Raw genomic sequence first — 25,657 nt, forward strand, 5'->3', positions numbered from 1 at the left:
CGAGTGCCCGGGGGAGTGGGTACGCCCTGAAGGCACCGCGTCTGCGACTCGGCGGGCCCGTCCTCGTCGGACGGCACCGGGAGCGGACGGCCGTCCGCGCTGCCGTTGCCGAGGCCGCGGACGGATCCGGCGGGGTGCTGTTCCTCACCGGCGAGGCCGGCATCGGCAAGACCAGGCTCGCCACCGATGCGATGGTCGCCGCCCGTGACGCGGGCCTGCGGGTCCTTCGCGGAAGAGCCACCTCTGGTACGGCCCAGTACCGCGCCCTTCGCGAAGCCTTCATGCCGGCCCTCCGCCACACCGGGCCGCCCGATGATCCACAGCTGCGCCCGTACCGCGCCGCCCTGTCCCGGCTGTTGCCCGAGTGGCGCCCCGACGACAGGGCCGCCACCGGCAGCAGCGGCCCCGACGATGCCCCGGTGGTCCTCGCCGAAGGCGTCCTGCGCCTGCTCACCGCCCTGGCCCGCCTCGCCGCCGCCCGTCCTGCCGAACCGCCCGTCGGCGCCGCCCGGGCTTCCGGGCCTCCCCGCGACGCCGTCGGGGCTTGCGGACCTGCCCGCGCCGCCGGAGACGGCGGTGGGCGGGGATGCGTGCTCGTGCTGGAGGACCTGCACGATGCCGACACGGACACTCTCGCGGTCCTCGACTACCTGGTCGATCATCTCGACGGCGAGCCGGTGCTGGTGATCGCGACGGTCCGGCCCGGTGCCAACCCCGGCATGACCCTGATCCGGGCCGCGACCCGCCGCCGGGCGGCCACGGTTCTGGAGCTGGGCCGGCTCGGCGGCGGCGAGGTGCGCGAACTCGCGGCCCAGTGCCTCGGCGTGACCCCGGATCGGGTGCCGGAACCGGCGCTGGGCAGGCTGATCGAGGCTGCCGACGGTATCCCGTTCCACATCGAGGAACTCGTGGCCGGCATGGTCGACGACCAGGCCCTCGTCGTGGAGGCGGACGGCTGGCGGGCCCGCGAGCCGTGGCAGCCCCGGCTTCCCCCCGGCCTGGCCGCCGGTATCGCCGTTCGTGCCGACCACCTCGGCCCGCCGGCCCGGGCGCTGTTGCGGGCCGCGGCGCTGATCGGGCACCGCTTCCCGTCCGGGATCGCGGCCGTCGCGGCGGGCCTGCCCGCCGGCGACATGGCGAACTGCCTGCGTCTGGCCACCGACGCCCAGTTGATCAACCCCACCGGCAGGCCGGGTGAGTACGCCTTCCGCCATGCCCTGACCGCCGAGGCTCTGCGCTCGACGCTGCTCCCCGCCGAGTCCGCCGATCTTGCCCGCAGGGCCGCGTCGGCGCTGGACGGGTGGGAGCCGGGGCCGAGATCGGGGCAGGCCGGCCGTGTTCCGGCGGTGGAGGGGCGGGAGCCGGGGCCGTGGCCGGGGGAGGGGGACGCCGAACTGGCGGCGCGGCTGTGGCTGCAGGCCGGGGAGGCGAAGCGGGCGGCTCGGCTGCTCGGGGAGCTCGCGGAGCGGGCCCGGTTGCAGGGCGCCGCCTCGACCGCGGTCGTCCAGGCCGGGAGGGCGCTGGCCACGCTGGACGGCGAACCCGAGGGCGATCCCACGGTCGTCGACCTGCGCACGATTCTGCTGGACGCGCTGGTCGACGCGGGTGAGATGGAGCGCGCCGCCGAGGAGGGGGCGCGCCTGGACCTGCATGCCGGTGCCGGGCGCCGCGCTGCCGTACACCTGCGTCTTGCGAAAGCCGCGAGCACCGCCGGGCGGTGGGCGGACGGACTGCGGGAGATCGCGATGGTCCGTGCCCTGGACCCCGGGCCGGAGCTGGCCGCCGAGGCCGACGCCGTGGAGGCGTTCCTGGTGTTCCTGAACCCGGCGCCGGATCGGATGTCGCGGGCCGGGCACCTCGCCGAGCGTGCTCTGCGGGCCGCCGCCTCGCCGGAGGTGCGGTGTGCGGCGCTGGAGGTGCTGGCCGGCTGCGCCCGCAGCCGCGACCTCGGCGCGTCCCGGGCGTTCAGCGAGCGGGCGCTCGCGATCGCCGAGGAGCACGGGCTGACCGGTCATCGGCTGCGGATGCTGTTCCACCTGGGTGTTCTCGACGGCATTCACGAGGCGAACCCGGCCCGGCTGGTCTTCGCCCACGCGGCCGCCGTCACCGCGGGCGCCGTCGTCACCGCCCTGATCATCGAATGTGAGCTGGTCGTCGTGCACCTCACCCGCGGCGAGTTCGGCGAGGCGGAGCGGCGGGCGCGCCACGTCGAGGAGGCCGCCGGCCGGCTGCGCCTTCCGGCGACCCGGTTGATCGCGCTGGCCTTCCGCGTCTGCGTGGCCGGGCACCGGGGGATCAAGGACGAGACCGAGCAGCTGTACGGACGGTTCAGCGCCCTGGGCGGCGCGGGCACCGATCACGCCGCCGCCGTCTGGGGGCTGGGTCTCGCGTTCGAAGCGATCATGGACGAGGACCGGGAGCGGGCCTGGCACTGGCTGGACCGGGCGATCGCCAAGGAGGACGACCTGCCCCCGCACTACCTGTCGTTCAACCGCGGCCCGCACCTGCTGCTCGCCGTGCTGTCCGGCAAGGCGGGCCGGGCCGAGGCTGACGCGCTCGCCGGTTCGGCGCACGGCCAGGCCCGCTGGAACCGGCAGTTCGTGCTGCTCAGCCGGGCGATACTGGACGGGCGGGAAGGTCTTGCCGCGGACGCCGTAGCGGGTGTGGCGGCGTTCGAGGAGCTCGCTTCGCCGTACCCGCTCGCCAGGAACTGGGGTCTGCGGTTGATCGGGGAGAGCGCGTACACGGACGGCTGGGGCCGCCCGCGGGAGTGGCTGACCGTCGCCGAGGCCTGGTTCCACGACGCCGGAGCGGCTCGGGTCGCGGCGTCCTGCCGGCATCTGTTGCGCGCGATGGGCGTACCGCTGCCGCAGCGCCGACGGGGCAGCGACCGGATCCCGCCCGCGCTGCGCAAGGCCGGGGTGACCGTGCGGGAGCTGGAGGTGCTCGAGCTGGTCGCGCAGCGTCTCGGGAACCGGGAGATCGCGGCGCGGCTGTTCCTGTCGCCGCGCACCGTGGAGAAGCACGTGGCGAGTCTGCTGCTCAAGACCGGCCGGCGGGACCGGGCGGCGCTGGCGCGGCTGGAGAATATGGGTGGTCCCGGCACGAACATGGGTTGATCGACTTCGCCGCCGACGGTGCGCTGCCGTCGAGACTGCGAGGATGAGTCCATTGTTGACAGCAACCCTCGCCGCTCTCCTCGCGGTGAACCCGGTGCCGGCGAGCACCTGGACGGAAGTGCCCAGCCCGAGCCCGGGCCCCGAGTCGAACCGGCTGCGCGGCGTGTCCGCGGTGGCCGCCGGCGACGTCTGGTCGGTCGGCCACTCGCTCGGCGGAGGTGGCCTGCAGCAGCCGATGACCCAGCACTGGGACGGCGTGTCGTGGAAGACCGTCGCCGTCGCCGTCGACGAGGAGCGGCACGCCACACTCACCGCGGTGGCCGGGGCGGCGCCGGCCGATCTGTGGGCCGTCGGATCCACCGCCACGTCCGTTCACGATCCTGACAGCCGTTCCGATCCGGCCGATCCACGCCCGCTGATCCTGCGCGGTGACGGCACCCGGTGGACGCCATGGCCGATCGCGGGGCCCGGCCATCTCGCCGCCGTCGACATGTTCGGTTCGTCCGACGGCTGGGCCGTCGGCTCCCACATCCCGGCCGGAGCCGTCGAACCGCGCGGGCTGATCCTGCGCTGGACGGGCCGCACCTGGGCGCAGGTTCCGGCACCCGGCCCGGGGCCGCTGTGGCTCACCGGCGTCAGCGTCCGGACCGCCGACGACGTGTGGGCGGTCGGGTACCGCGGCACCGGCGAAGCGGTCGCGCTGCACTGGGACGGCCTGGAGTGGCAGCAGTCGAAGCTCGGCCTGGACGCTGCCACCGGCACCGCCCTCTACGGCGTCACGGCCGTTTCTGATCGTGAGGTGTGGGCGGTCGGCTACTCCTGGCCGCGCGGCAAACGGCAGGCGCTGGCGTTGCGTTTCGACGGGACGGCGTGGGAGCGGATCCCGGTCGACGTCACCGAGGAGGGCACCCAGTTCCGCGGTGTGGTGGCGGTGCCGGGCGGAGTGTGGGCGGTCGGCTACTACGTCGACCGGGTCGACACCGCGCTGATCATGACGTTCGACGGCGAGAAGTTCGTCAAGGACCCGCCGCCGCCGTACTCGCAGAACCACAGCGGGACCGCGATCACCGGTGTCACCGCGACCCCGGCCGGCGAGCTGTGGGCGGTCGGTTGCAAGGGCAACGGGACGCGGGTTCTGCGCAGGGCGACGTGAAACCCGGGTAGCGACTACCCATGTGGGCTGGGTGTTCCCGCTGGCAATGTTCCCGGCGTCAACCTTTGGCGCCGAGAAACGGAGCACCCTCGAATGAAATCATCTCGCGTTCTGGCCGTGCCGGCGGTCGCCCTGGCCGCCGGCCTCGGCTCGGCCGTCATCGCCACCCCGGCGCAGGCAGCCCAGCTGGCGCAGGCCTGCACCCGCCCGACGGTCGCCTATCACGCCTGCCTGACGGTGGAGTCGACCTCGGTCTTCAACGAATACAAGATCACCGCTGGGCTGGACTCGTTCATGTCCCAGCAGTATGCCGGGGAGGTCGTCGCGGGCGGTGCCTTCACGGCCAACCTCTACGCCGATGACCCGGGCGGCAGCGATCGGCTGATCGCCTCGATCCCGCTCGCCTGGGTGGGTGCCGGGGCGGAGGGCCTCGGCCAGGAGCACGCCATCTGGATGAGCTGCCGGTACCTCAACGAGGACACCGACGGCAAGGACGAGTTGTACGCCCACATCTCCTGGTTCGATCCGCACAACGGCCAGTGGACCACCCGTCAGACCGGAATCGTCTCGTACGAGTTCGCCTGTAGGTAGGGCCGGTGCGATAGCCGGGCGCGCGATGGGGGCGCCCGGCTATACACCCGTGTGTCTAGTGCGCTGCCATGACGATCGCGACCGCGTTCCTCGCGCTCCTGGAGAGCGGGCCCCGGCACGGCTACGACCTCAAGCAGGCCTACGACCAGCACTTCGGGGTCGACCGGCCGCTGCATTACGCCCAGGTCTACACCACGCTCGCCAAACTGCTGCGCAACGGACTCGTCACCGTCGACGGCGTCGAGGGCGACGGCGGACCGGACCGCAAAAGATACACGGTCACCGAGGCCGGCGTCACCGATGTGCAGCGCTGGCTCGACGAGCCGGAGAAGCCGCAGCAGTACCTGCAGAGCGGCCTCTACGCCAAGGTCATCGGCGCGCTGCTGACCGGCCGTTCCGCGGCCGCCGTCCTGGACGCCCAGCGCGACGAGCACCTGGACGCGATGCGCGAGCTGACCAGGCGCAAGATGGACGGTGACCTCGCCGATCGGCTGATCTGCGACCACGCGCTGTTCCACCTCGACGCCGACCTGCGCTGGCTCGAACACACCGCCGATCACCTCGACGAGCTGGCCGAGCAGGTGCGCGGATGAACCCGCTGCTCATCGCCGAGGGGCTGCACAAGTCGTACGGGCCGACGACCGCCCTGGCCGGCGCCGACCTGGTGCTGCACGCCGGTGAGATCCTGTCGATCATGGGGCCGTCCGGGTCCGGCAAATCCACCCTGCTGCACTGCGCGGCGGGCCTCACCAGCCCGGACAGCGGGCACATCACGTACGACGGCAGGCTCTTGACCGAGATGAGCGACGTCGAGCGCAGCGCCCTGCGTCGCCGCGAGTTCGGCTTCGTCTTCCAGTTCGGGCAGCTGGTGCCCGAACTGACGGCGCTGGAGAACGTCGCCCTGCCGCTGCGGCTCGACGGCATCCGCAAACGGGCCGCCGAGCGCCGCGCCACCGGCCTGCTCGACCGGCTCGGCCTCGCCGGCAAGGCGCGCTCGCGGCCCGGCGAACTCTCCGGCGGCCAGCAGCAGCGCGTCGCGGTCGCCCGCGCGCTGATCGCCGAGCCGAAGGTGCTGTTCGCCGACGAGCCGACCGGCGCCCTCGACTCGGTCTCCGGCGAGCAGGTCATGGAGATGCTGACCAGGTCGGCCCGGCAGTCCGGCGCCGCCGTCGTGCTGGTCACCCACGACGCCCGGATCGCGGCCTACGCCGACCGCGGCATCGTGGTCCGCGACGGCCGCAGCCTCGACCGGGCCCGTGCGCGATGACGCGCGTTCTCACCGAGATGCTGCTCGGCATGCGTCTGGCGTTCGCGGGCGGGCGGCGTGGCCGGACCCGGACGGCGCTGTCCACGGGCGGAGTCGCCCTCGGCACGGCCGTCCTGCTGCTGAGCGCCTCGGTGCCGGTCATGCTCGACACCCGGCAGGCCCGGATCGAGGCGTTCGGCCCGTTCACCGGCGGCGTGGACGTGCCGGCCGGCGACACCCTCCTGGTCGGCGTCGTGGAGTCCTCCTGGCACGGTTCCGACCTCCGCGGCCTGCTGATGTGGCCCGAGACCGAGCGCGCCCCGGTGCCACCCGGCATCCCCGCGTTCCCGCCGGACGGCCGGATGTACGTGTCCCCGGCCCTGCGCGAGGCGCTGGCCGCCCCGGGCAGTGACCGGCTGCGCGCGCAGATGCCGTACGAGATCGCCGGCACGATCGGCGACGCCGGACTGGCCGGCCCGCAGGAGCTGGCCTACTACGCGGGCAACCGGACCCTGCCCGACCGGATCGGTGAAGGCGCCTACCGCCTGGAGCGGTTCGGGGCGTACCGGGTGTCGGAGGACGACGACACCGCCACCTACGTGATGCTCGGCCTGATGGTGGCGACGCTGCTGCTCCCGGTGGCGATCTTCATCGGGGCGTCGCTGCGGTTCGGCGGCGACGCGCGTGATCGGCGGCTGGCCGCGATCCGCCTGGTCGGCGGCGACAACCGGGCCACCCTGCGGATCGCGGTCGGTGAGTCGCTGGTGCCGACAGCGGCCGGACTGCTGGCCGGCACCGTCACGTACCTGCTGGTCCGGGCCATGATCGGCCGGCTCAGCCTGTTCGATGTCAGCGTGTTCACGTCCGACGTGCGGCCGATGCCCGTGCTGGCGGCGCTGTCCGTGGCCGCCGTGATCATCCTGGCCGCGGCGATGACCCTGCTGGGACTGCGGGGCGTCGCGATCGAGCCGCTCGGGGTGGTGCGCCGGACCGTGCTCTGGCGGGGACGGCTCTGGTGGCGGCTCATCCTGCCGGTCCTCGGGCTGGTGCTGATGTATCCGGCGTTCACCGGTGGCAAGGCCGAGACCATGGTCACGATCGGTGTGATCGCGCTGCTCACCGGGCTGATCCCACTCGTGCCGTATCTGATCCCGCTGGTGGTCGGAGCCGTGCCCGGGGGACCGGTGTCCTGGCAGCTCGCGTCGCGGCAGCTGCGGCAGAACCCGGTCGCCTCGACGCGGGCGGTCACCGGGATCGTGGTCGGTGTCGCCGGGGTGATCGCGCTGAACGCCACGTTCGCCACCGTCGACGTGCAGCGCAAGGTCCACGACGACCCCGCGGACGCCGACTACTCGATCATCGGGTCCACGGACCCCTCACCGGCCGCGATGAAGCGCCTGAATGCCGCTTTCGAGCGGGTCGACGGGGTAAAGGCCACGACCACCGCCAGTTACACCCTCTACGACCCGGCCACCGACACGTACCAGGGCTTCCTGTTCGTCGGCGACTGCGAGGCGCTCGACGGGATCGCCGACATCGGCCGCTGCGCCGACGGCGACGCCTTCGTGTTCGGCGACACCGGACGCGACGTCACCGTCAAGGACGGACCACGGGTGGCCGTGCCGGCCAAGGCCCGCCCGGCGGTGCTGACCGGATCGACCGCGCAGAACGTCTTCGCCGCGGTCCTGTTCACCCCGGCGGCCGCGCCGGAGGGGCTGTCCCGCGCCGGGCTGGACTTCGTCACCACCAGCATCCGGCTCACCTCCGGAACACCGGCCGAGAAGAGCGGCGACATCCGGGCCGCGGCAATCAGTGTCGACCCGTTCCTGCAGGTCACGAACCTGGTCTCGGAGGCCGACCGGTACGGCGCGATGAAGACCGCCCTCAACATCGGGTCGACGATCATCCTGCTGCTGATGGGCCTGGGCCTGCTGCTGGACGTCGCCGACCGGTTGCACGACCGGCGGCGGCTGCTCGGGGTGCTGGCCGCCATCGGTGCGACCCGGGCCACGGTGCTCCGGTCGGTGATGCTGCAAGCGCTCGTGCCGGTGGTGGCCGGTCTCGCGCTGGCGGTCGCGACCGGGATCGGGCTGGGCGTGGTGCTCATGCGCCTGTCCGAGGTCCCGGTCCGTATCGACCCGGTGGCGGTCTTCTCTCCGGTCGCTGCGGGCGCGGCCCTGGTGCTGATCTGTACCGTCGCGATCCTGCTGCCGGCCGCGCGGCGCGTGACCAGCACGGAGCAGCTGCAGCACGAGTGAGCCCGGTGGAGCGCCGGCCGGCAGCGACCGGCCGGCGCCCGCTGCCGGGACCCGCCCGATCGGCGGGCCGGATGCCCGTCAGCCGGTGACGTCGGTCAGGTCGCGCAGGATCTCCGACGCGATGATCGGATCGAGGCTGCTCAGCGGCAGGGTGTCCGCTTCGGTGAGACTCCAGGCACTGGCGCTGCCGTCGTGCAGGAAGACCGCGACCAGTTTCTGCTGCGGGTCGAACCCGACCTGCCCGACGATCCCCGGATCGAGGTGGACGGTCAGCACCTGTCCCGCGTCGATCACACGGTCGAAGCCCGGTTGGATGCCGGCCTTCACCGCCTCCTGCCGGCGCCAGCCACGCCGGTCCAGTGTGAGCACCTTGGTCGTCGCCACGGTCACGCCCTCGAACCGCTCGATCCGACCGGCCGTGCGCTCCGGGTCGGAGAAGGCGTACACCGGACGCCCGAGCTGCGGGAACGGCTGCAGGATCTCGTAGTCGCCGAACACCCCGGCCCACCGGGCCAGGTCATCAGCCATCTGCAGCGGGTGCGCGACACCGAGAGTCTCGTCCGCGCCGATCTCCACCGGCTCGTCGTCGGCGTCGGCGAAGCTGCGGTCCTCGGCGATCCGCAGAGTGCCGGCCACGGCACCGCTCTCGTCGTGACGGACCCAGACGAGGCGCCGACCGATGTGCCACATCAGCGGGTGCTCCACGAACAGCCGCCGGAACTCCGCGGGCGTCCACCGCCTGCCCGCGACCATGGCCTGTTCAAGCCGCCGGACCTGCTCGACCGCGACCTTCCGCACCCCTCGCTTCAAAGCCGAGAACCGCTGGTAGGCGGCCTCACCCAGCTCCGCGTCGTCTCTGGCGCCCGGCTTGGGCAGGGCTTTGACCCGCCGCCCGCCGCCGTCGGTGACGAACGGGCGCAACTGCTCGTCGAAGCCGACCATGAACTGGCGGGCCCCGAAGTCCAGGCGCAGGCTGCCGTCGGCGTCCAGCCCGAAATCGGGAACCAGCCGGTCGGCAAGCTGATCGGCGGTGAGCCCGAGACTCTCCGCGATATCGGTCAGCCGTGCGGCGGCGGCCTTGCGCAGCGGCCCCGACTTGGCGCGCTGGGAGATCCGGTGCAGGTGCAGGAACGCCTCGTCGGTGCCGATGCCGACCAGCACCGACAGGGCGGTGACCGCCTTGGCCGTCCAGCCCTCGGTGGGCCACGACGTGATCAGCGGGGTGATCCGCCGGACGGTCTCGTCGTCACCGGTCAGGGCGACCGCGTCGAGGACCCAGCCGTCCTTGGCGATGCCGCCGGTGGCCTGCCACATCTCGAACAGTGCCCAGCCGAACTCCGCGAGCCCGGCCGCGTCGACGGCCCGCCGCACGGGCCCCAGACCCGCGTACGGCTCGTCGAACCGCGAGATCATCAGCATCCGGACCAGGTTGGCGACGGCCTCGGCGGGCAGCGCCCCGGACCCGTCACACAGCCGCACCGGCGGCAGCACGGCGGGCGCCGCCCATTCCGGCGGCGACGGCATGCGAGCGGGAAGCGCCGCCAGCGGGTCGGCGGAGAACAGCGCCTCCAGCCCGGCGGCGGCCTCCGGCCCGTACCCGGCGGCCGCTGTCCGGAGCTGCCCGGTGTGACCGCGCTCGTGCAGCAGCAACAGGGCGCGTTCCGCCTGGCGGCGGGCGGTGCCGGCCTTGCCGAGCGCCGCCGGGATCAGCGCCCGGGCGGCCGCCGCGGGATGCCGCAGCAGCCATTGCTGGGCCAGCCGGCGCACCGACTTGAGCCGGGCCGCCCAGTCGGCCATCAGCGTCGCCACCTCGGGCGAGGTGAACGGCATCAGCGAGGGCCCGTAGTCGGCCGGCGTCGACCGGGCCAGCGTCAGCAGCGCGGGAAGCGCATCGGTCCCGAACCGCGCGGCGGCGATCGGGAACCAGAACGGCGAGTGGTAGTCGGTACGCGGATGCCATCGGGCCAGTGCCGGGCGGGCGATCTCCTCCGGTCCGCGGCTGAAGAGGGCGCCGGCGTCGAACCACTGGCCGGTGCCGCCGATCACCTTCTCCGCCAGTGCGGCCCAGTCGGTGCGGGAGTCGTCGCGCGACGACGCCCGCTCCGCCCACTCCTCCCGCTCGCCCGGCAGCCAATCCTCGCTGGCCGGGTCGGTGCAGGTCAGCCCGGTGACGACCGGCGGTTTCGCGGCTTTCCGGCGGTTCTGCCAGGGCGGGTCGATCAGGACCGCGGGCACCGCGGACGGGGGAGCGGTCACGACCTCGTCCCAGGAGCCGACGACGGCGCGCACCCGGCCGGTGGCCGCCGGACTCAGCAGTGGCATGACCTGATCGACCAGGTCGAGGTGTTTGATCACGTGCAGCCGGAGCAGGTCGTCGTTCTCCTCGGCGAGGATGCGGAGGGCCCGTGCCGGGAACCGCCGGGCGGCGTCCTGCAGCGCCATCCGGACACTGCGCTGCCCGGAACGCGCCAGCAGTCCGCGCATGACGTCGTCGCCCGGCAGCGCGGCGAGCACCGGGAGGAGCTCGTCGGCGGTGCTCTGCCCCGGGGAGTACTGGAACCGCTGGTCGAGCCAGTGGAAGAGTGCGGTGGCGGCACCCGCGCCGACGCCGTCGACGACGGTGATCGGGAGCCTGTCCTGGTCGAGGTGATGGAGGTGCACCGCGCGGGTCAGCGAGGCCGCCTGGGCCGGTGTCCCCACCGCGTGCAGCAGCATCCGGCACCGGGAGGAGTCGTCGGCGGCCAGCGCCTCGGCCACGTCCTCCGACACCCAGTCGGGCCTCGGGATCAGCACCGAACAGGCGGCCCGGACATGTGGCAGACCGGACCGGTAGGCCGCGACTGCTGCGCTGACCTGCTCGAACTCATCCTCAGGAGCGGCCGCGAGCGCCGCTCGGACCCTTAGCAAGGCCTCCAGCGAGGACCGGAAGCGGCCGCTGGAATCGGCTGCCACCCGGTGTCGGATGCTCGCCCCCGCCGTGGGGTTGCGGCGGTAGCGGGCAGCGGGATCATCGATGATCAGCGTTGCCGTCCCGGCCGCGGCGAGCGCCGCGAACCGGAGCCCGTGGTCGGTGATCCACACGTCGGCGAACGCTGCCATGCCACCGCGGCCGTACGTCGCCGTCAACGCGACGACGGCGGCCCAGGCCGGGGACTGCGCCTCGGCGTCCCGGACGTCCGGCGAAGTGGAAGCCGCGATCATCCGGGCCATGTCGTCGCCTGCTTCGGCGAGCACGTGATCGACCTGGGCGCGCGACCACGGCTCGGCCGCGAACGGCCGCACCCCGGCGCCGCCACGACGCGGATGCACCCGCTCCAGCCACTCCTCCGGCATGACGAACACGTCTTCCGAAGCCGTCACCTCAACCACCCCCGTGTCGTCCACGCGGCGCAACCTACCCGCCACGTACGACAAAAAGGGGCTCGGCGTGCCCCCGTAGGCTGTGGAACTCCGGAACCCGGGGAGGCCACCGTGGACGCAGCGCCCGACCCGCGTCGCGCCGCGGACGCCCGGGACCTTCTCGCCCTGGTGGCGGCACTGCGACGGCCCGGCGACACCGGCCATGGACGTACTGCGGCGTTTCCGTGCAGAGGTGGCGAAGTACTCCGCCGCCATCGACGAACCGAACCTCGAGGCGCGCCGCTGCGCGATCGAGCGGCACGGCCGGCCCGGATTCATCGACGGCTGCGGGCCGGGCGAGCACCTGGTCCGGCGGCAGCGGGAGATGACACCGGAGGGGATGCGGCTGGTCGCCGGCTGAACCACGGCCTCCCCGGCCGGGAGAGGGCAGAATGCGGGCATGGCGAAAGCAATGACGACGGCCGAGCTCCGCGACTTTCTGACGGCCGGCACGCGGACCGGCAAACTGGCGACGGTACGGGCGGACGGCACCCCGCACGTCGTGCCGATCTGGTTCGTGCTCGACGGTGACGACCTGGTCTTCAACACCGGCGCCGACACCGTCAAGGGCCGCGCGCTGGCCCGTACCGGCCGGGCCGCCGTGTGTGTCGACGAGGAGGCACCGCCGTACGCCTACGTCACCGTCCGCGGACCCGTCACCCTCAGCACCGACCTGGACGAGATGCTCGTCTGGGCCACCCGGATCGCCGAGCGCTACATGGGCCCGGACCTGGCCGCGGGCTTCGGCGCCCGCAACGCCGTCGAGGGCGAGCTGCTGGTACGCCTGCGCCTGGAGAAGAACCACGGCTTCACCGGCGTCGCCGACTGAGTCACCGGTTCGCCGCCGCCCGCAGCCGCCGCCCCAGCGCCGTCCGCTCCGGCCGGGGCACGCCGAGCGTGCGGCGGCCGACCCGCTCCCAGAACCGTTGCGGGCACCGGCCTCGCACGCTGCGGAAACCGGTGTACGGCACCGGCGTGAGCTGCAGCGACAGCCACGCGTCGTCGCTGAGCACCCGGTGCCACTCGGCGAGTGGCAGCCGCAGCCGGTCGGTGGCCGTCTCCGATGGGGTCACCGGCAGGACGTACGCGCCATCGGTCCTGAGCTCCCACACCACGACCGCCCGGTCCTCCCGATCGACGGTGGCGTTCCACACCTGACCCGGCTCGGGCGGCCACGTCGCGAGACCCGGCGGCCGCGGCCAGGCCGGCGGACCGTGCCGCAGCCAGCGGGGCAGCCGCCACAGACCGCTGAGCATCGCCGCCGCCCCGGCCGCCGCGACCGCGCCGATGAGCAGCGGCTCCTCGTCACGCCGCAGCACGGCGGCTCCCGCCGCGACGAGGAGCAGAACCGAACCGTCCCGGACCGACAGCACCGGCCAGTATCCGGTGTCCACCATTCGCCAGCAGGCCAGATATCCGGCCGTCACGATCAGCGCCACCAGCAGGATCCGGCCCGCCTGTGGCCGTACCGGCAGATCCCGGTCCAGAATCGACGACTCCACCCCGGCCACGAGGAACAGCAGTAGCACCGCCCGCCCCGCCATCCACCCGTGCTGCCGTCGCCACCACGGCGGGCTGATCCGCCGGACCAGCAGGAACGCCGTCCCCGCAGCCGGGACGACCCCGCCCCACGTCCACGGCGGCGACTGCGCCAGCAGCGGCACGACCGGCGCCGCCACGAGCGGTGAACCGGCCACCACCGCGAACGGCGCCCCGAACCCCGCCCAGGGGTACGCCCTCCGCCCGCCCCGGGCACGCCGGAACCGGCGGTCACCCGGGCCGCGCGTCACCAGCGCCGCCAGCAGGACCGTCCCCAGGACCGCGCTCAACAGCATGCCACTCCTCGCCGGTTCGCCGACCGTCGATGTTGCGGTCGTCGATCCGGCGCGCGCCGGACAGCAGGTGCGTGCAATGCCCTGATCGGGGGACAGCGCGCGTCGTGTCCAGAAGCGTCGGAGTGCGGATCTGGGCGGCCTGATCCGTGGGCGCCTACCCGGATTCGGCGCATTCCTGTGGGCGTTGTTCCCTGCTGTTCCTGACCGGTCCGGTCGAGAGGCTGCTGCGGTCCCGGCGGCGCAGCGCCCGCCCGATCACCTGACCGCCTGCTCAGACGGCCGTCAGACCCGCGGCCCAGGCGTGCGGATCCTCCGACAGCGCCAGGTCCAGACAACGCCGCTGATGCGGCGGCAGGGGTGGCATCTCCGCCGGGTCGAACCAGCCGACCTGGATCGACTCGTCGTCGTTGACCCGTGCCGTGCCGTCGGTGACCCGGCATCGTACGCCGACGGCCAGCCAGTGCACCTGGTCACCGTTCGGCGCCACCGACAGGTCGAGCGCCTCCACCGACAGCAGCCGGTCGGCCACCACGTCGAGACCGGTCTCCTCGTGCACCTCGCGCACCGCGCCCGCGACCGGCTGCTCGCCCGGCTCCAGACAGCCGGTCGTCAGGGCCCAGTCGTGGGTGTCCGAGCGCCGGACCAGCAGAACCCGGCCGTGCTCGTCGAGAACTACCGCGATCACGCCGGGCAGTGGCAGCGGGTCGCTTCCGACCTTGGCGCGCAGGGCCAGGACGAACTCCGGGATGGGCATCCGGGCACCGTACCGGACTTGATCAAGCTTCGGACTCGGTCAAGCGAGGAGGGCCTCGGCCACGGCACGGCCCGACAGCCACGCCGTCTGCACGCGCGGGCGCCCGAAAGCGTCACCGCAGAGCCACACCCGGCCGTCCACGGCGAAGGTCTCGTCCGTCGGTTCCGGTTGGGCGAAACTCCACCGATGTACGTCCACGCGCGGCGCCCCGGCGATGCCGAGCAACTCGCCGACCGCCGCGGCCAGGACCGGCCCGACGGCCACGGGGTCGTCCAGGTGCTTCGCGGCCAGTGCGGCGGTCGAGTGGGCGACCAGCACCGGACCGCCGTCACCGCGGCGGTCGCCGTCGTCGCAGACCGTGGCCAGGACGGGGTGGTCGTTGACGAAGGCGCCGGCGAACGGCTCCCACTCGCGTTCCGGGTAGGTGAGGACCGTGGCGATCACCGGCCGCCAGGTCTGCGCGGACGCCGCCGCGGCGATCCCCGGCGGCGGGCCGAGGCGCAGCGCCTGCGGCCCGGGCATGGCGAGCACGACCGCGTCCGCGTCGGTGGGCAGCGAGTCCACCGGGGACGACAGGCGTACATCCAGTCCCTCGGCGAGGTCGGCCGCCAGTGACCGCAGTCCGCCGGGAGCCGCCCACCGTACCGGCCCGGTGGTCGTGTCCCCTCCCGGATGGACCCGGAACGTGTCGGTCCACGGCCGGGCGAGCCCCCGTTGCCGCCACGACGCGACCTGCGCGGTGAAGGCCGGATCGTCGGCGACGAGATAGGCGGCGCCGATGTCGGCGTACCGTCCGTCGAAACGTTTGCTGGCCAGCCTGCCCCCGACCACCCGGCCCCGCTCGAAGACCCGGACCCGGGCGCCGCCGTCGGCCAGGGCCCGCGCGCACGACAGACCGGCGATCCCGGCGCCTACCACGACCACGTTCATGATCGGACCCTACGTCAATGCCGGACCAGTGCCATGTCCCACTGGCCGTGCCGATCGCAGGCGACGGTCCAGTCACCGCCTGGATCGACCGGCACACGGCATCATGATCGCGGCCAGTCCCGCAGCCTCGCGCGGAGGGTGGCGATCGCCTCGCGGTCCAGGCCGTAGAGCGCGAACCGGGCGTCGTCGAGCCGATCCAGGTAGCGGCCCGCGTCGGCGATGTCCTCCGGGTCGAGCGCCGGGTCGGCGGCGTGCGCCAGGGCCAGGACCCGGTCCAGCGGGTAGCGCTCCAGCGCGGCGGCGACGTCGATGTAGTCACGGACCTCACGCCGGTTGACCAGGGCCGCGACCTTCGTGGCGACCAGATCGTCGAGATGCATGACCGGGCCGACGTCCATCACGACCGGCGCGCGGTGCCGGTCCAGGCGGCACAGCGTCAGGCGCAGCGCCCGGTGCTCACCCGCGACGAGGAACTCCTGGATGTCGGCGTCCATGCCGGCGAACAGTTCGTCGGCGTCCTCGCGCACCACCCGGTAGCCGGCCGCGGTCAGCGCCGACGTCACCTCACCGGCGGCCGCCGCGACCCCGCCCGCGGTGTCGGTGAACAGGTCGATGTCCTCGGTCGGCCGCGCGACGAGGCCGTTGACCAGCCACGCCACCCCGCCTCCGAGCACGAACCCGTGCTTGTCGGCGACCGCCAGCGCGATGCGGGCAACGTCCCGGTAGAAGTCGTCGACACTCACACGCCCAGGTTGGCACAAACCCGCCGTGCGGCCCGCGCCGGCCCGGGTGACTACCATTCGCGGGTCTGACGGGGGGATTTTATGCTCGAGGGCTGGCACGGCTGGTTCGCGACGATCACCGGCGTGGTCGTCATCACGGTGCTCGCACTGCCGGCGGCGGTGCTGCTGGTGTGGGTGCTGGCGCGCCGGCGCCGGGCGGCGGGCGCCCCGTCGGCGTGGCGGAGGTCGCTGGCCGAGGTGGGCGTCGTCTACGGGACCGTGCCCTGGATCTGGATGATCCTGCTGCCCAACGGTGGTGCCGGTGAGCCCCGGGCGCGGTTGAACCTCGTACCGCTGAGGGATCTCGTCGAGGTCTTGGCGGACGGACCTCTGACGGCGACGGTTCAGATCGTCGGCAACCTGCTGGTGTTCGCGTCTTTCGGGTTCTTCGGGCCGATGCGCTTCGCGGCGCTGGCGTCGGTCCCGCGGATCCTGGCGCTTGCGGCGGCCGGGTCGATTCTGGTCGAGACTCTGCAGTACGTCCTGCGCCTGGACCGGGTGTCGTCGGTGGACGACGTGCTGCTCAACGCCGCGGGCGCGGCGCTGGCGGCCCTGCTGTCGCGCCGCTGGTGGCACCCGGCGGCCTCGCAGGAGCGGGCAGGGGTTGTCAGGCCGCGGTGGCGTGGCGGCGCAGGCGCGGGTGACGGGCCTCCCAGGCAGCGCGGACGCCGCGCGGCAGGTTGAGCTCCGCCCAGAGGCGGACCAGGGTGGCGCCGTCGAGGTGGTCGCGCAGCTCGTCGACGCGGATCGCCTCGCGCAGGACGTTCTCGTACATCCACAGCAGCATGGTGTGCTGGCTCAGGTCGAAGGCCCGCTGCGGGTGCCACCACAGGCGTAGCGGCAGTTCGGCGAAGCCGGTCGTGGGGCCGCGCAACTCGCTGAGGGTGCCCGCCACGACCACCGGCCGGTGGGGCCGTGCGAGGTGTGTAACGGGGGCGGCACTCACAGACATGCCATCAGCGTAAACCGGCACACCGTACAGAAGGCAAACACCTAGATTCCTAGGATGATCTAGACGGTGTTAGGGGTGTGACGGTATGGGGTGTGGTGGCCGGAAAGTGACTACTCTGCCGATCATGTCCGAGACCCCCGCACAGCGTCGCTACCGGGACGACGCACGACTCCTGGCCGTCATCGGCGCGCACCTGGTGGGCCAGCTGCCGCCGCTGACTCTCCGCCTGCCCCGGGAGACCGCCGACGCCGCCGTCCGCGCCTGGGAACGCGACGAGACCGACCCGCCCACGCCGGAGTCGGGCGAGCAGGGGTACGTCCGCACGTTCGCGGCCACGCTCGCCCTCATCGGGCTGGAGATCCGGGACTCCGGAAAGCCCATCGGCGACGACGGAGCGCATGTGGTGGTCACCCTCGACCCGGCCCGGGTCGCGGCGGCGGTCTTCGCGCACGAGTGCGCCACCGACGGCATGCTGCGGCCGCCCCCGGCGAGTGAGGCCAGCCCGCTCACCTAGTCACTGCGACGCGGCGGCGACCGGGTGGTCGAACGAGACCGGGCAGCGGAAGACGTGCAGGTCCCAGGCCCGGCCGATGACGACCTCGGTCGGGTCGAAGGCGGCGTCTGCCGGGTCCTCGACCGGCCGCCAGCTCACGCCCTCGTTCGCCCACTCGCCGCTGGCCACGGTGAGCAGCAGGACCATCGCCGCGCCGCACTCGGCACAGTCGACGTCGCGCGGATCGGACACCGACCAGTCCGGGAAGCCGCCCACCTTCCAGCCCGGCGCCAGAGAGTGGTCGAAGAAGTAGTCGGCGCCGGTCTGCTCCTCCCACTCCTCGATCCGGGCCTGGAGATCGTCCGGCAGGAGCCCCCGGTACCGGTATTCGACGACCCGTTCCGGATGCAGCACGCACGGCCGGGGCAGATAGCGGTCGGCGACCACCGCCGGCTCCGGCGCGTCGGCGAGCGGGTCGCCGATGTCGTCGCTGCGCCGCCAGTACACCCGGACCCGCGGGTTGTAGTCGTCGTCGGGATGGTCGAGCGGGCACCAGAGCAGCTGCAGCAGGTCGCAGTCGTCCGGTCCGGCGAAGTCGGGCACGTCGTCACGGCGCAACTGCAGAACCGGGACCATCGGTACGGGTTCGCGCAGCATGCCGGTCGGCTCGGAGAAGTCCCATCCGGGGATCTCGGCCCGCTCCGCCTCGGTGAGATCGCGGCCCTTCGCCGCCGCCAGGATCGCCCGTTTACGCCGGACCGCCGCCGGGGTCAGCAGTGTGTCGACGTCGTGCTCGTCGCCGTCCGAGCAGACCGGCCACGGTTCGCCGGCAGGCCACAGCAGCGGCCCGCCGACCGAGCTGTCCGCCGCGGTCGGCGAGCCCGGCCGCGGCGGACAGCCGGGTCGCCGTCGCCGAGTGCTCGCGCAGCTCGGGGAAGATCGCTGCCACGTCGTACGGCCGTGGGGGAGTGGTCCGGCTCATGCGTCGCGGATCTGCAGGCCGAGCGACATCGCCAGCACCACCGCCTGGTCGGCGGTGATGACGGTGTCGCGCAGTTCGAGGGTGCGCGGGTCGAAGGCGTGCAAGTCGGTCCCGCGCAGGTCGCAGCCGCTGAAGTCGGCGCCGGTGAGCTGGGCCGCCGACAGGTCGAGCCCGCGCATCGTGCCGTTGCGGGCCCGGACTCCGGTCAGGTCGGCCTCGCGCATGCGTACGCCGGTGAACGTGGCCGTGCCCAGGTCGGCGCGCTGCAACCCGATGAACGACCAGTCGCCGCCGTCGACCGTGGTCAGGTCGAAGGTGCAGCCCTCGAACGTGCTGCCGACCGCCTTGCAGTTGGTCAGCGTCGCGTCGAAGAAGTTGCAGTTGACGAACCGGCAGTTCAGGTAGGCCACGTCGATCTGCTGGGAGCAGTTGAACCGGCCGTCACGGAACACGCACCCGTCGAACTCGACGCCCTCGAGGTCGGTCTCGCACAGGTCGAGCGCCGAGAACTGCACCCCCTCGTGCCGGCGTTCCTTGCCGGCGCCGGCGTCCCAGTCCCGGGTGGTGACGGTCTTCACGACCGTCGCCGCGGCGACCGGGCGATGTAGGCGTACGGATACGGCAGTGGCTGCTCCCCGGCGGCGGTCAGCTGCTCGAGGTGCTTCTCGTCGAGACTCCAGCCGGTCGCGCCGAGGTTGTCGGCCAGCTGCTCGACGGTGCGGGCACCGACGATCGGGGCGGTCACGCCGGGCCGCTGCAGCAGCCAGCGCAGCGCCACCTGGGCGGGACTGCGCCCGACGGACGAGGCGACGTCGATCAGCGCGTCGGTGACGTTCCAGACCCGCTCGTCAACGCTGTCCTCCCAGTTGCCGAGCCACGGCTGCTTGTCGCCGTCCCAGCGGCTGCCGGGCGGTGCCGAGGTCATGCCGCGCCGGTACTTGCCGGTGAGCCAGCCGCCGCGCATCGGCGACCAGGGGATGATGCCGACGTTCTCGTTGCGGCAGACCGGCACCAGGTCGGTCTCGATCTCCCGGTCGATGAGGTTGTACAGCGGCTGCGCGGCCACGAACGGCTCCCAGCCGCGGAACTTCGCGATGTCCACGGACTTCTGCAGCTGCCAGGCCGCGTAGTTGCTGACGCCCAGGTGCCGGATCAGCCCGGCGCGCACCAGGTTGTCCAGCGTCGACAGGGTCTCCTCGATCGGGGTGGTCTCGTCGAAGCAGTGCAGCTGATACAGGTCGATGTAGTCGGTGCCGAGGCGGCGCAGGCTGGCGTGCACCGCCGAGATCAGGTGCTTGCGGCCCGCGCCGTGGTCGTTGCCGGCGTCGCCGGTGGCCCAGAACCCCTTGGTCGCGATCACCAGCGAGTCGCGCTGCTGTCTGGCGAGCCAGCGGCCGATGATCTCCTCGGAGGCGCCGCCCGCGTACACGTCGGCGGTGTCGATGAAGTCACCGCCGACCGACACGTAATGGTCGAGGATGGCGTGCGACGCCGTCTCGTCCGCTTCTTTGCCGAATGTCATCGTCCCGAGGCACAGCTCACTGACCCGAAGTCCGCTGCCCCCGACGTACCGGTACTCCATCGTTTGATCCTAATGCGCACCCGTGGATCGGCCACCGTGACCCGGGGTGCTCCGGGCTCAGCTCTGACCGAGGCGGGTGCGCACGATGAGATCGTGCAGCTCGTCCACGGCACCCGGGTCCGCGTACCCGGGAAGGTGGCTCTTGTCCCTTGCCTCTTCCAGTTCGGCGCGCAGCGCCGGGATGTCGGCGGCCAGGTGTGCGGCCGCCGTTGCCGGCATGGGGCCGTGCTCGGCCTCGCGCTTGGTGGCGATCAGCTCCGGCACGTAGGGGATGTGCTGACCGAGAACGCCCAGGTCGCACTCCAGGGTGCCGGTGCGCATCAGGTGGATGCCGGTGAGCAGGACCCGCAGCGTGTACAGGGCGGGCTTGATGCGGCCGGTGTTGTGGTACAGCTTCTGCTGGCTGTGCGAGAACCCCAGGTAGTGGTGCGCGTGCCCGCTGGTGATCATGCGCGGCGCGAGGGCCTTGAGCTGCTCGTGCAGCGGTGAGGTCACCACCACGAGCGGCGACATCAGCTGTTCGAGGACGTAGCCGTTACGGCTGTTGAACAGCTTCGCGAACTTGCGCAGGTCGTGGCTCACGACGTCGAGCTCGACGCCGTCGCGGACACCGGTGTCCTGGATCGTCTCCGGGCCGGTGCGCAGGCCGACGACCTCGTGCGCCGGCAGGATGTGCGAGGCGCGCAGATCCAGATCCGAGTCGACGGAGGCGAAGCCGTACAGGTGCGCGCCACTCACGGTCGCGAAGATCAACGGATACGGCACTGCGGTGGCGGCGTCCGCGGCCCACTCCGGCACGTCGAGGGTCACTTCAGATTCCTTTCTCGTACGGCTACGAGCACCCGGTCCACAGCGGCCCGGTCCGGGTGCTCCGGGAGGGGCGTGGAGGCCGCCGCGGCAGCGAGCTCGTCCTGCAGGCGCCCGGCCCATTCGGACACCCGCTCCCACGGCATGTCGCCGCGCTTGACGGCCAGCAGTTCCTCGCGCAGGTGCGAGACGTCGACGAGGACCTCGCCGGTACGCAGCACGTGCGCCCCGGCCATCAGCAGCCGGATCATGTGCATGGCCTGCTTGAAGTTGACCTGACCGGTACGGATCCGCCGGTGGTCGACCTTGGTGAGCTGGTCGCGGGCGTAGTTGCCGTAGGTCGCCGCGACCCGCCGCGACAGGAACGCCTGCCGGACCGCGACGAGCGCCGAGCCGTCCTCGTCGATCGACTCGACGATCGGCGACCACAGCACCTCGAGGACCGTCGGGTTCGACTGCAGCGCGAGCGTGCAGAACCGTTCGAACTCCCAGAAGAACCGCTCCCGGCCCGGGTCGTCCACGTGGGTGGGCGGCTTGTCGAGAGTCCAGAAGTCGCGGGTCGCGGCCACGAAGACACCCCGCCGGTCGTGGTCGGACACCGGCCCGGACAAACCGTAGGCCTGCGACCCGACCACGACCGCCAGGGCCGTGTGCCGTTCGGCGTACTCGATCATGACGCCGGAGCGTACGGCTACAGGTCCAGCACCGTCGCGTCGATTTCGTCGAGCTCGCCCTGGTCCAGCGTCAGGTTGCCGAGCGCCGCGACGTTGTTCTCCAGCTGCCCGACGCTGGACGCGCCGATGATCAGGCTGGTCATCCGCTCGTCGCGCAGCGCCCACGCCAGCGCCAGCTGGGCCAGGGACTGCCCGCGCCGCTTGGCGATGTCGTCGAGCGAGTGCAGCCGGGCGAGGGTCTTGTTGTCCAGGGCGCTCTCGTTGAGGAACACGCTGGTGCGGATCCGCGAGTCCTCCGGGATGCCGCCGAGGTAACGGTCGGTGAGCAGGCCCTGCTGCAGCGGGCTGAACGCGATGCAGCCGGCCCCGGCCGCCTCGAGGGTGTCCAGCAGCCGGTCGTGCTCGATCCACCGGTTCAGGATCGAGTAGGACGGCTGGTGGATCAGCAGCGGGGTGCCCAGCTCGCGCAGGATGTCGGCGGCGCGGGCGGCGTCGGCGCTCTTGTAGTTGCTGATGCCGACGTACAGCGCCTTGCCCGAGCGCACGATCGCGTCGAGCGCCGTCATCGTCTCCTCGAGCGGGGTCTCGGGGTCGGGCCGGTGGTGGTAGAACACGTCGACGTAGTCCAGGCCCATCCGCTTCAGCGACTGGTCCAGCGACGACACCAGGTACTTGCGGGAGCCCCAGTCGCCGTACGGGCCGTCCCACATGGTGTAGCCGGCCTTCGTCGAGATGATCATCTCGTCGCGGTGGCCGCGGAAGTCGGCGTCGAGGATGGTGCCGAAGTTGGTCTCGGCGCTGCCGGGCGGCGGGCCGTAGTTGTTCGCCAGGTCGAAGTGGGTCACCCCGAGGTCGAAGGCGCGGCGGACGATGGCGCGCTGACGGTCGGCGGGGCGGGCGTCACCGAAGTTGTGCCAGAGACCCAGGCTGATGGCGGGAAGCTTGAGGCCGCTGCGGCCCGCACGCCGGTAGATCATCGAGGCGTAGCGGTCGGCGGCAGGGAAGTACGTCACATCGCACACCCTAGGGCTCGCTGGATCATGGGTGTGCGCTGGTAGGTTAGCGGTGCCGGCAACACCGATGCGGGAGAGACCTTTTTCGAAAAGGCGCCGAAGGGGCAATTCCTCCCCGGAACCTCTCAGGCACCCGAACCGTATTGGCTAGGCGCTCTGAAGTGCCCGTCTCTGGGTATGACAGAGGGGGAGGTCTGTTCCTCGACCTTCTCACGCTTGGAGTCGCCCATGACGTCCCCGTTCGTTTCCCGGCACATCGGTCCGGACGCCGACGAGCAGACCCAGATGCTGAAGGCGATCGGGTACGGCTCCGTCGAGCAGCTGATGGACGCGGCCATCCCCGAGTCGATCCGCTTCCACGGCACCCTCGACCTGCCGGCCGGGATCTCCGAGGAGGAGACGATCGCCGAGCTGCGCGCGATCGCCGGCCGCAACGTGGTGGCGACCCCGATGATCGGGCTCGGCTACTACGGCACCCACACGCCCGCGGTGATCAAGCGGAACGTGCTGGAGAACCCCGCGTGGTACACGGCGTACACCCCGTACCAGCCGGAGATCAGCCAGGGCCGCCTCGAGGCGCTGCTCAACTTCCAGACCATGGTCACCGACCTGACCGGCCTCACCACGGCGAACGCGTCGATGCTGGACGAGGCCACCGCGGTCGCCGAGGCCATGACGCTGGCCCGCCGCTCGTCCAAGGTCAGGACGAACGTGTACGCGGTCGACGCCGACACGTTCCCGCAGACCCTCGCCGTGCTGCGCACCCGCGCCGAGCCGCTCGGCATCGACGTGCGGGTCGTCGACCTCGAGAGCGGGGACCTGCCCGAGGAGTACTTCGGCCTTCACCTGCAGTACCCCGGAGCGTCCGGCGCGGTCCGTGACCACGCCGCCCTGGCCGAGGCCGCCCACGCCAAGGGCGCCCTGGTCACCGTCGCCGCCGACCTGCTCGCGCTGACCCTGCTGCGCGCGCCCGGCGAGATCGGCGCCGACATCGCGGCCGGCACCACCCAGCGCTTCGGCGTCCCGCTCGGCTTCGGCGGCCCGCACGCCGGCTACCTCGCCGTCCGCGCCGGTCTGGAGCGGTCGCTGCCCGGCCGTCTCGTGGGCGTGTCCAAGGACGCCGACGGCGACCAGGCGTACCGGCTCGCCCTGCAGACCCGTGAGCAGCACATCCGCCGCGAGAAGGCGACCAGCAACATCTGCACCGCGCAGGTGCTGCTCGCCGTGATGGCCAGTATGTACGCCGTCTACCACGGCCCGGCCGGTCTGCGCGCCATCGGCGAGCGCACCCACCGCAACGCCGCCCGCCTCGCCGCGGGCCTGCGCGCGGTCCAGGGCGCGACCGTGGTGCACGATGCCTTCTTCGACACCGTGCTCGTGCGGTTCCCCGGCAAGGCCGCCCAGGTCGTCGACGAGGCCGCTGCCGACGGCATCGACCTGCGCCTGGTCGACGCCGACCACGTGTCCGTCTCGTGCGACGAGACCACCACGACCGCGCACGTCAACGCGGTCTGGTCGGCGTTCGGCCGGGTCGCCGGGCACACCGTGTGCATGGTCAGCGGCGACCAGCTCGACGAGGTCGCCGGCCGGCCGATCCCCGCGGACCTCGAGCGATCGAGCGACTACCTGACGCACCCGGTGTTCAACACCCACCACTCCGAGACGAGCATGCTGCGCTACCTGCGCAAGCTCTCCGACCGCGACTACGCGCTGGACCGCGGCATGATCCCGCTGGGTTCGTGCACGATGAAGCTGAACGCCACCACCGAGATGGAGGCGGTCACCTGGCCCGAGTTCGCGAACATCCACCCGTTCGCCCCGGCCTCGCAGACCCGGGGGTATGAAGACCTGGTCGCGCAGCTGGAGGCGTGGCTCGCCGAGATCACCGGCTACGACGCCGTCAGTGTCCAGCCGAACGCCGGCTCCCAGGGCGAGCTGGCCGGTCTGCTGGCGATCCGCGGCTACCACCGCTCGCGCGGTGAGGCGCACCGCGACGTCTGCCTCATCCCGTCCAGCGCGCACGGCACCAACGCCGCCAGCGCCGTGATGGCCGGCATGCGGGTCGTCGTGGTGGCGTGCGACGCCGACGGCAACGTCGACATGGCCGACCTGGACGCCAAGATCGAGAAGCATCGGGACCAGCTCGCGGCGATCATGGTGACCTACCCGTCGACCCACGGCGTCTACGAGACCTTGATCGCCGACCTGTGTGCCAAGGTGCACGAAGCCGGCGGCCAGGTGTACGTCGACGGCGCGAACCTGAACGCGCTGGTCGGTTTCGCGCGGCCCGGGAAGTTCGGCGCCGACGTGTCGCATCTGAACCTGCACAAGACGTTCTGCATCCCGCACGGCGGTGGCGGTCCCGGTGTGGGCCCGGTCGCGGTCGGCGCGCATCTGGCCGAGTTCCTGCCCGGCAACCCCTTGGAGCCGGGTGAGCACCACGCGGTGTCGGCGGCGGCGCACGGCTCGGCCGGCATCCTGCCGATCTCGTGGGCGTACATCCGGATGATGGGCCCGGACGGTCTCACGGCGGCGACCGCGTCGGCGGTGCTGGCGGCCAACTACGTGGCCGCGCGGCTGCGCGAGCACTACCCGGTGCTGTACGCGGGAGAGCACGGCCTGGTGGCTCACGAGTGCATCCTCGACCTGCGGCCGATCACCAAGGCCACGGGAGTGAGCGTCGACGACGTCGCGAAGCGGCTGATCGACTACGGCTTCCACGCGCCGACCATGTCGTTCCCGGTCGCCGGCACCCTCATGGTGGAGCCGACCGAGAGCGAGGACCTGGCCGAGCTGGACCGCTTCATCGCCGCGATGATCGCCATCAAGGGCGAGATCGACAAGGTCGCGGCGGGCGAGTGGCCGGCCGGTGACAACCCGCTCGCGAACGCGCCGCACACGGCGTCGGCGGTGACGGCGGACGAGTGGACGCATCCGTACTCACGCTCTGTGGCCGGATTCCCGGAGGGCGTGGACCGGACGGCGAAATACTGGCCGCCGGTGCGCCGCATCGACGGGGCTTTCGGGGACCGGAACCTGGTGTGTTCCTGTCCGTCGCCGGAGGCGTTCGAGGACTGAGCCGTCGCC

General features: G+C 72.3%; 24 protein-coding genes and 1 riboswitch. Of the genes, 11 read left to right on the top strand and 13 right to left on the bottom strand.

Annotated elements, in window-relative coordinates:
• Nucleotides 1-41: 41 nt before the first annotated feature.
• The 6 genes from CLV67_RS53265 to CLV67_RS11730 all read left to right on the top strand — a co-directional run bounded on the left by CLV67_RS53265 (nucleotide 42) and on the right by CLV67_RS11730 (nucleotide 8,367).
• On the top strand, nucleotides 42-3,119 hold the full coding sequence (locus CLV67_RS53265) for an ATP-binding protein (protein WP_239166076.1): 3,078 nt from the start codon (nucleotides 42-44) through the stop codon (nucleotides 3,117-3,119).
• Between the two features lie 43 nt (nucleotides 3,120-3,162).
• Nucleotides 3,163-4,272, top strand: coding sequence for a hypothetical protein (locus tag CLV67_RS11710; protein ID WP_146169059.1), 1,110 nt, complete (start codon nucleotides 3,163-3,165; stop codon nucleotides 4,270-4,272).
• A 93-nt stretch (nucleotides 4,273-4,365) separates the two neighbouring features.
• Nucleotides 4,366-4,863: a hypothetical protein gene (locus CLV67_RS11715; RefSeq protein ID WP_146169060.1), complete on the top strand. Its 498-nt coding sequence runs from the start codon at nucleotides 4,366-4,368 to the stop codon at nucleotides 4,861-4,863.
• A 68-nt stretch (nucleotides 4,864-4,931) separates the two neighbouring features.
• A complete protein-coding gene (locus CLV67_RS11720; protein ID WP_106317393.1) occupies nucleotides 4,932-5,456 on the top strand; it encodes a PadR family transcriptional regulator in 525 nt (174 codons plus the stop codon).
• A complete protein-coding gene (locus CLV67_RS11725; RefSeq protein ID WP_106317395.1) occupies nucleotides 5,453-6,130 on the top strand; it encodes an ABC transporter ATP-binding protein in 678 nt (225 codons plus the stop codon). The genes CLV67_RS11720 and CLV67_RS11725 overlap by 4 nt, the downstream gene beginning before the upstream one ends.
• Nucleotides 6,127-8,367, top strand: coding sequence for an ABC transporter permease (locus CLV67_RS11730; RefSeq protein WP_106317397.1), 2,241 nt, complete (start codon nucleotides 6,127-6,129; stop codon nucleotides 8,365-8,367). Before CLV67_RS11725 ends, CLV67_RS11730 begins: the two co-directional genes overlap by 4 nt.
• Before the next feature lie 78 nt (nucleotides 8,368-8,445).
• On the opposite strand, the gene CLV67_RS11735 is transcribed toward CLV67_RS11730, so the two are convergent.
• On the bottom strand, nucleotides 8,446-11,727 hold the full coding sequence (locus tag CLV67_RS11735) for a DUF4132 domain-containing protein (protein ID WP_239166064.1): 3,282 nt from the start codon (nucleotides 11,725-11,727) through the stop codon (nucleotides 8,446-8,448).
• 232 nt (nucleotides 11,728-11,959) lie between these two features.
• Here CLV67_RS11735 and CLV67_RS51830 point away from each other — a divergent pair, with 232 nt between their 5' ends.
• A complete protein-coding gene (locus CLV67_RS51830; RefSeq protein ID WP_170153811.1) occupies nucleotides 11,960-12,127 on the top strand; it encodes a hypothetical protein in 168 nt (55 codons plus the stop codon).
• A 39-nt stretch (nucleotides 12,128-12,166) separates the two neighbouring features.
• Nucleotides 12,167-12,595, top strand: a complete 429-nt coding sequence (locus CLV67_RS11745) for a PPOX class F420-dependent oxidoreductase (RefSeq protein ID WP_106317401.1) — start codon at nucleotides 12,167-12,169, stop codon at nucleotides 12,593-12,595.
• A 1-nt stretch (nucleotide 12,596) separates the two neighbouring features.
• On the opposite strand, the gene CLV67_RS11750 is transcribed toward CLV67_RS11745, so the two are convergent.
• The 4 genes from CLV67_RS11750 to CLV67_RS11765 form a co-directional block, all read right to left on the bottom strand.
• Nucleotides 12,597-13,601, bottom strand: coding sequence for a hypothetical protein (locus CLV67_RS11750; RefSeq protein ID WP_106317403.1), 1,005 nt, complete (start codon nucleotides 13,599-13,601; stop codon nucleotides 12,597-12,599).
• 271 nt (nucleotides 13,602-13,872) lie between these two features.
• The gene (locus CLV67_RS11755; RefSeq protein ID WP_106317405.1) at nucleotides 13,873-14,355 is read right to left on the bottom strand and encodes an NUDIX hydrolase; all 483 of its coding nucleotides are present in this window, start codon (nucleotides 14,353-14,355) and stop codon (nucleotides 13,873-13,875) included.
• A gap of 39 nt (nucleotides 14,356-14,394) precedes the next feature.
• Nucleotides 14,395-15,285 (bottom strand): NAD(P)/FAD-dependent oxidoreductase, encoded by an 891-nt coding sequence (locus CLV67_RS11760; protein WP_106317407.1) that lies wholly within the window; start codon nucleotides 15,283-15,285, stop codon nucleotides 14,395-14,397.
• Nucleotides 15,286-15,386: 101 nt separating this feature from the next.
• Complete coding sequence (locus CLV67_RS11765; protein WP_106317409.1) at nucleotides 15,387-16,028, bottom strand: nucleotidyl transferase AbiEii/AbiGii toxin family protein; 642 nt, start codon at nucleotides 16,026-16,028, stop codon at nucleotides 15,387-15,389.
• 81 nt (nucleotides 16,029-16,109) lie between these two features.
• Here CLV67_RS11765 and CLV67_RS11770 point away from each other — a divergent pair, with 81 nt between their 5' ends.
• A complete protein-coding gene (locus CLV67_RS11770; protein WP_106317411.1) occupies nucleotides 16,110-16,751 on the top strand; it encodes a VanZ family protein in 642 nt (213 codons plus the stop codon).
• Here CLV67_RS11770 and CLV67_RS11775 read toward each other — a convergent pair.
• Nucleotides 16,675-17,019, bottom strand: coding sequence for a hypothetical protein (locus CLV67_RS11775; protein WP_106317413.1), 345 nt, complete (start codon nucleotides 17,017-17,019; stop codon nucleotides 16,675-16,677). The genes CLV67_RS11770 and CLV67_RS11775 overlap by 77 nt on opposite strands.
• Before the next feature lie 124 nt (nucleotides 17,020-17,143).
• Between CLV67_RS11775 and CLV67_RS11780 the strand changes: the two genes are divergently transcribed.
• Complete coding sequence (locus tag CLV67_RS11780) at nucleotides 17,144-17,533, top strand: hypothetical protein (RefSeq protein ID WP_203736887.1); 390 nt, start codon at nucleotides 17,144-17,146, stop codon at nucleotides 17,531-17,533.
• Here the strand turns inward: CLV67_RS11780 and CLV67_RS11785 are convergent, their stop codons facing one another.
• From CLV67_RS11785 to mgrA, 7 genes are all read right to left on the bottom strand, one after another.
• The gene (locus CLV67_RS11785; RefSeq protein ID WP_203736888.1) at nucleotides 17,534-18,169 is read right to left on the bottom strand and encodes a hypothetical protein; all 636 of its coding nucleotides are present in this window, start codon (nucleotides 18,167-18,169) and stop codon (nucleotides 17,534-17,536) included.
• 91 nt (nucleotides 18,170-18,260) lie between these two features.
• Nucleotides 18,261-18,494: a hypothetical protein gene (locus tag CLV67_RS52635; protein ID WP_203736889.1), complete on the bottom strand. Its 234-nt coding sequence runs from the start codon at nucleotides 18,492-18,494 to the stop codon at nucleotides 18,261-18,263.
• The gene (locus tag CLV67_RS11790; RefSeq protein WP_170153812.1) at nucleotides 18,491-19,072 is read right to left on the bottom strand and encodes a pentapeptide repeat-containing protein; all 582 of its coding nucleotides are present in this window, start codon (nucleotides 19,070-19,072) and stop codon (nucleotides 18,491-18,493) included. The genes CLV67_RS52635 and CLV67_RS11790 overlap by 4 nt, the downstream gene beginning before the upstream one ends.
• On the bottom strand, nucleotides 19,069-20,076 hold the full coding sequence (locus CLV67_RS11795; protein WP_106317417.1) for an aldo/keto reductase: 1,008 nt from the start codon (nucleotides 20,074-20,076) through the stop codon (nucleotides 19,069-19,071). Before CLV67_RS11795 ends, CLV67_RS11790 begins: the two co-directional genes overlap by 4 nt.
• Before the next feature lie 57 nt (nucleotides 20,077-20,133).
• Entirely contained in the window at nucleotides 20,134-20,886 is a 753-nt protein-coding gene (locus tag CLV67_RS11800) for a nucleotidyltransferase domain-containing protein (RefSeq protein WP_106317419.1), read from the bottom strand.
• Nucleotides 20,883-21,557, bottom strand: a complete 675-nt coding sequence (locus CLV67_RS11805) for a nucleotidyltransferase domain-containing protein (protein ID WP_106317421.1) — start codon at nucleotides 21,555-21,557, stop codon at nucleotides 20,883-20,885. The genes CLV67_RS11800 and CLV67_RS11805 overlap by 4 nt, the downstream gene beginning before the upstream one ends.
• 17 nt (nucleotides 21,558-21,574) lie before the next feature.
• On the bottom strand, nucleotides 21,575-22,570 hold the full coding sequence (gene mgrA / locus CLV67_RS11810) for an L-glyceraldehyde 3-phosphate reductase (RefSeq protein ID WP_106317424.1): 996 nt from the start codon (nucleotides 22,568-22,570) through the stop codon (nucleotides 21,575-21,577).
• A gap of 60 nt (nucleotides 22,571-22,630) precedes the next feature.
• Nucleotides 22,631-22,721, top strand: a riboswitch (glycine riboswitch).
• 134 nt (nucleotides 22,722-22,855) lie between these two features.
• On the opposite strand from mgrA, the gene gcvP reads away from it, so the two are divergent.
• On the top strand, nucleotides 22,856-25,648 hold the full coding sequence (gcvP, locus tag CLV67_RS11815) for an aminomethyl-transferring glycine dehydrogenase (protein WP_373873124.1): 2,793 nt from the start codon (nucleotides 22,856-22,858) through the stop codon (nucleotides 25,646-25,648).
• The last annotated feature ends 9 nt before the right edge of the window (nucleotides 25,649-25,657 follow it).

The organism is Actinoplanes italicus (genome assembly GCF_003001815.1).
Lineage (GTDB): Bacteria > Actinomycetota > Actinomycetes > Mycobacteriales > Micromonosporaceae > Actinoplanes > Actinoplanes italicus.

Coding starts and splice junctions, on each gene's coding strand:
- CLV67_RS11710 (WP_146169059.1), top strand. CDS start 3,163: ATGAGTCCATTGTTGACAGCAACCCTCGCCGCTCTCCTCGCGGTGAAC.
- CLV67_RS11715 (WP_146169060.1), top strand. CDS start 4,366: ATGAAATCATCTCGCGTTCTGGCCGTGCCGGCGGTCGCCCTGGCCGCC.
- CLV67_RS11720 (WP_106317393.1), top strand. CDS start 4,932: ATGACGATCGCGACCGCGTTCCTCGCGCTCCTGGAGAGCGGGCCCCGG.
- CLV67_RS11725 (WP_106317395.1), top strand. CDS start 5,453: ATGAACCCGCTGCTCATCGCCGAGGGGCTGCACAAGTCGTACGGGCCG.
- CLV67_RS11730 (WP_106317397.1), top strand. CDS start 6,127: ATGACGCGCGTTCTCACCGAGATGCTGCTCGGCATGCGTCTGGCGTTC.
- CLV67_RS11745 (WP_106317401.1), top strand. CDS start 12,167: ATGGCGAAAGCAATGACGACGGCCGAGCTCCGCGACTTTCTGACGGCC.
- CLV67_RS11750 (WP_106317403.1), bottom strand. CDS start 13,601: ATGCTGTTGAGCGCGGTCCTGGGGACGGTCCTGCTGGCGGCGCTGGTG.
- CLV67_RS11755 (WP_106317405.1), bottom strand. CDS start 14,355: ATGCCCATCCCGGAGTTCGTCCTGGCCCTGCGCGCCAAGGTCGGAAGC.
- CLV67_RS11760 (WP_106317407.1), bottom strand. CDS start 15,285: ATGAACGTGGTCGTGGTAGGCGCCGGGATCGCCGGTCTGTCGTGCGCG.
- CLV67_RS11770 (WP_106317411.1), top strand. CDS start 16,110: ATGCTCGAGGGCTGGCACGGCTGGTTCGCGACGATCACCGGCGTGGTC.
- CLV67_RS11775 (WP_106317413.1), bottom strand. CDS start 17,019: ATGTCTGTGAGTGCCGCCCCCGTTACACACCTCGCACGGCCCCACCGG.
- CLV67_RS11780 (WP_203736887.1), top strand. CDS start 17,144: ATGTCCGAGACCCCCGCACAGCGTCGCTACCGGGACGACGCACGACTC.
- CLV67_RS11785 (WP_203736888.1), bottom strand. CDS start 18,169: ATGCTGCGCGAACCCGTACCGATGGTCCCGGTTCTGCAGTTGCGCCGT.
- CLV67_RS52635 (WP_203736889.1), bottom strand. CDS start 18,494: ATGAGCCGGACCACTCCCCCACGGCCGTACGACGTGGCAGCGATCTTC.
- CLV67_RS11795 (WP_106317417.1), bottom strand. CDS start 20,076: ATGGAGTACCGGTACGTCGGGGGCAGCGGACTTCGGGTCAGTGAGCTG.
- CLV67_RS11805 (WP_106317421.1), bottom strand. CDS start 21,557: ATGATCGAGTACGCCGAACGGCACACGGCCCTGGCGGTCGTGGTCGGG.
- gcvP (WP_373873124.1), top strand. CDS start 22,856: ATGCTGAAGGCGATCGGGTACGGCTCCGTCGAGCAGCTGATGGACGCG.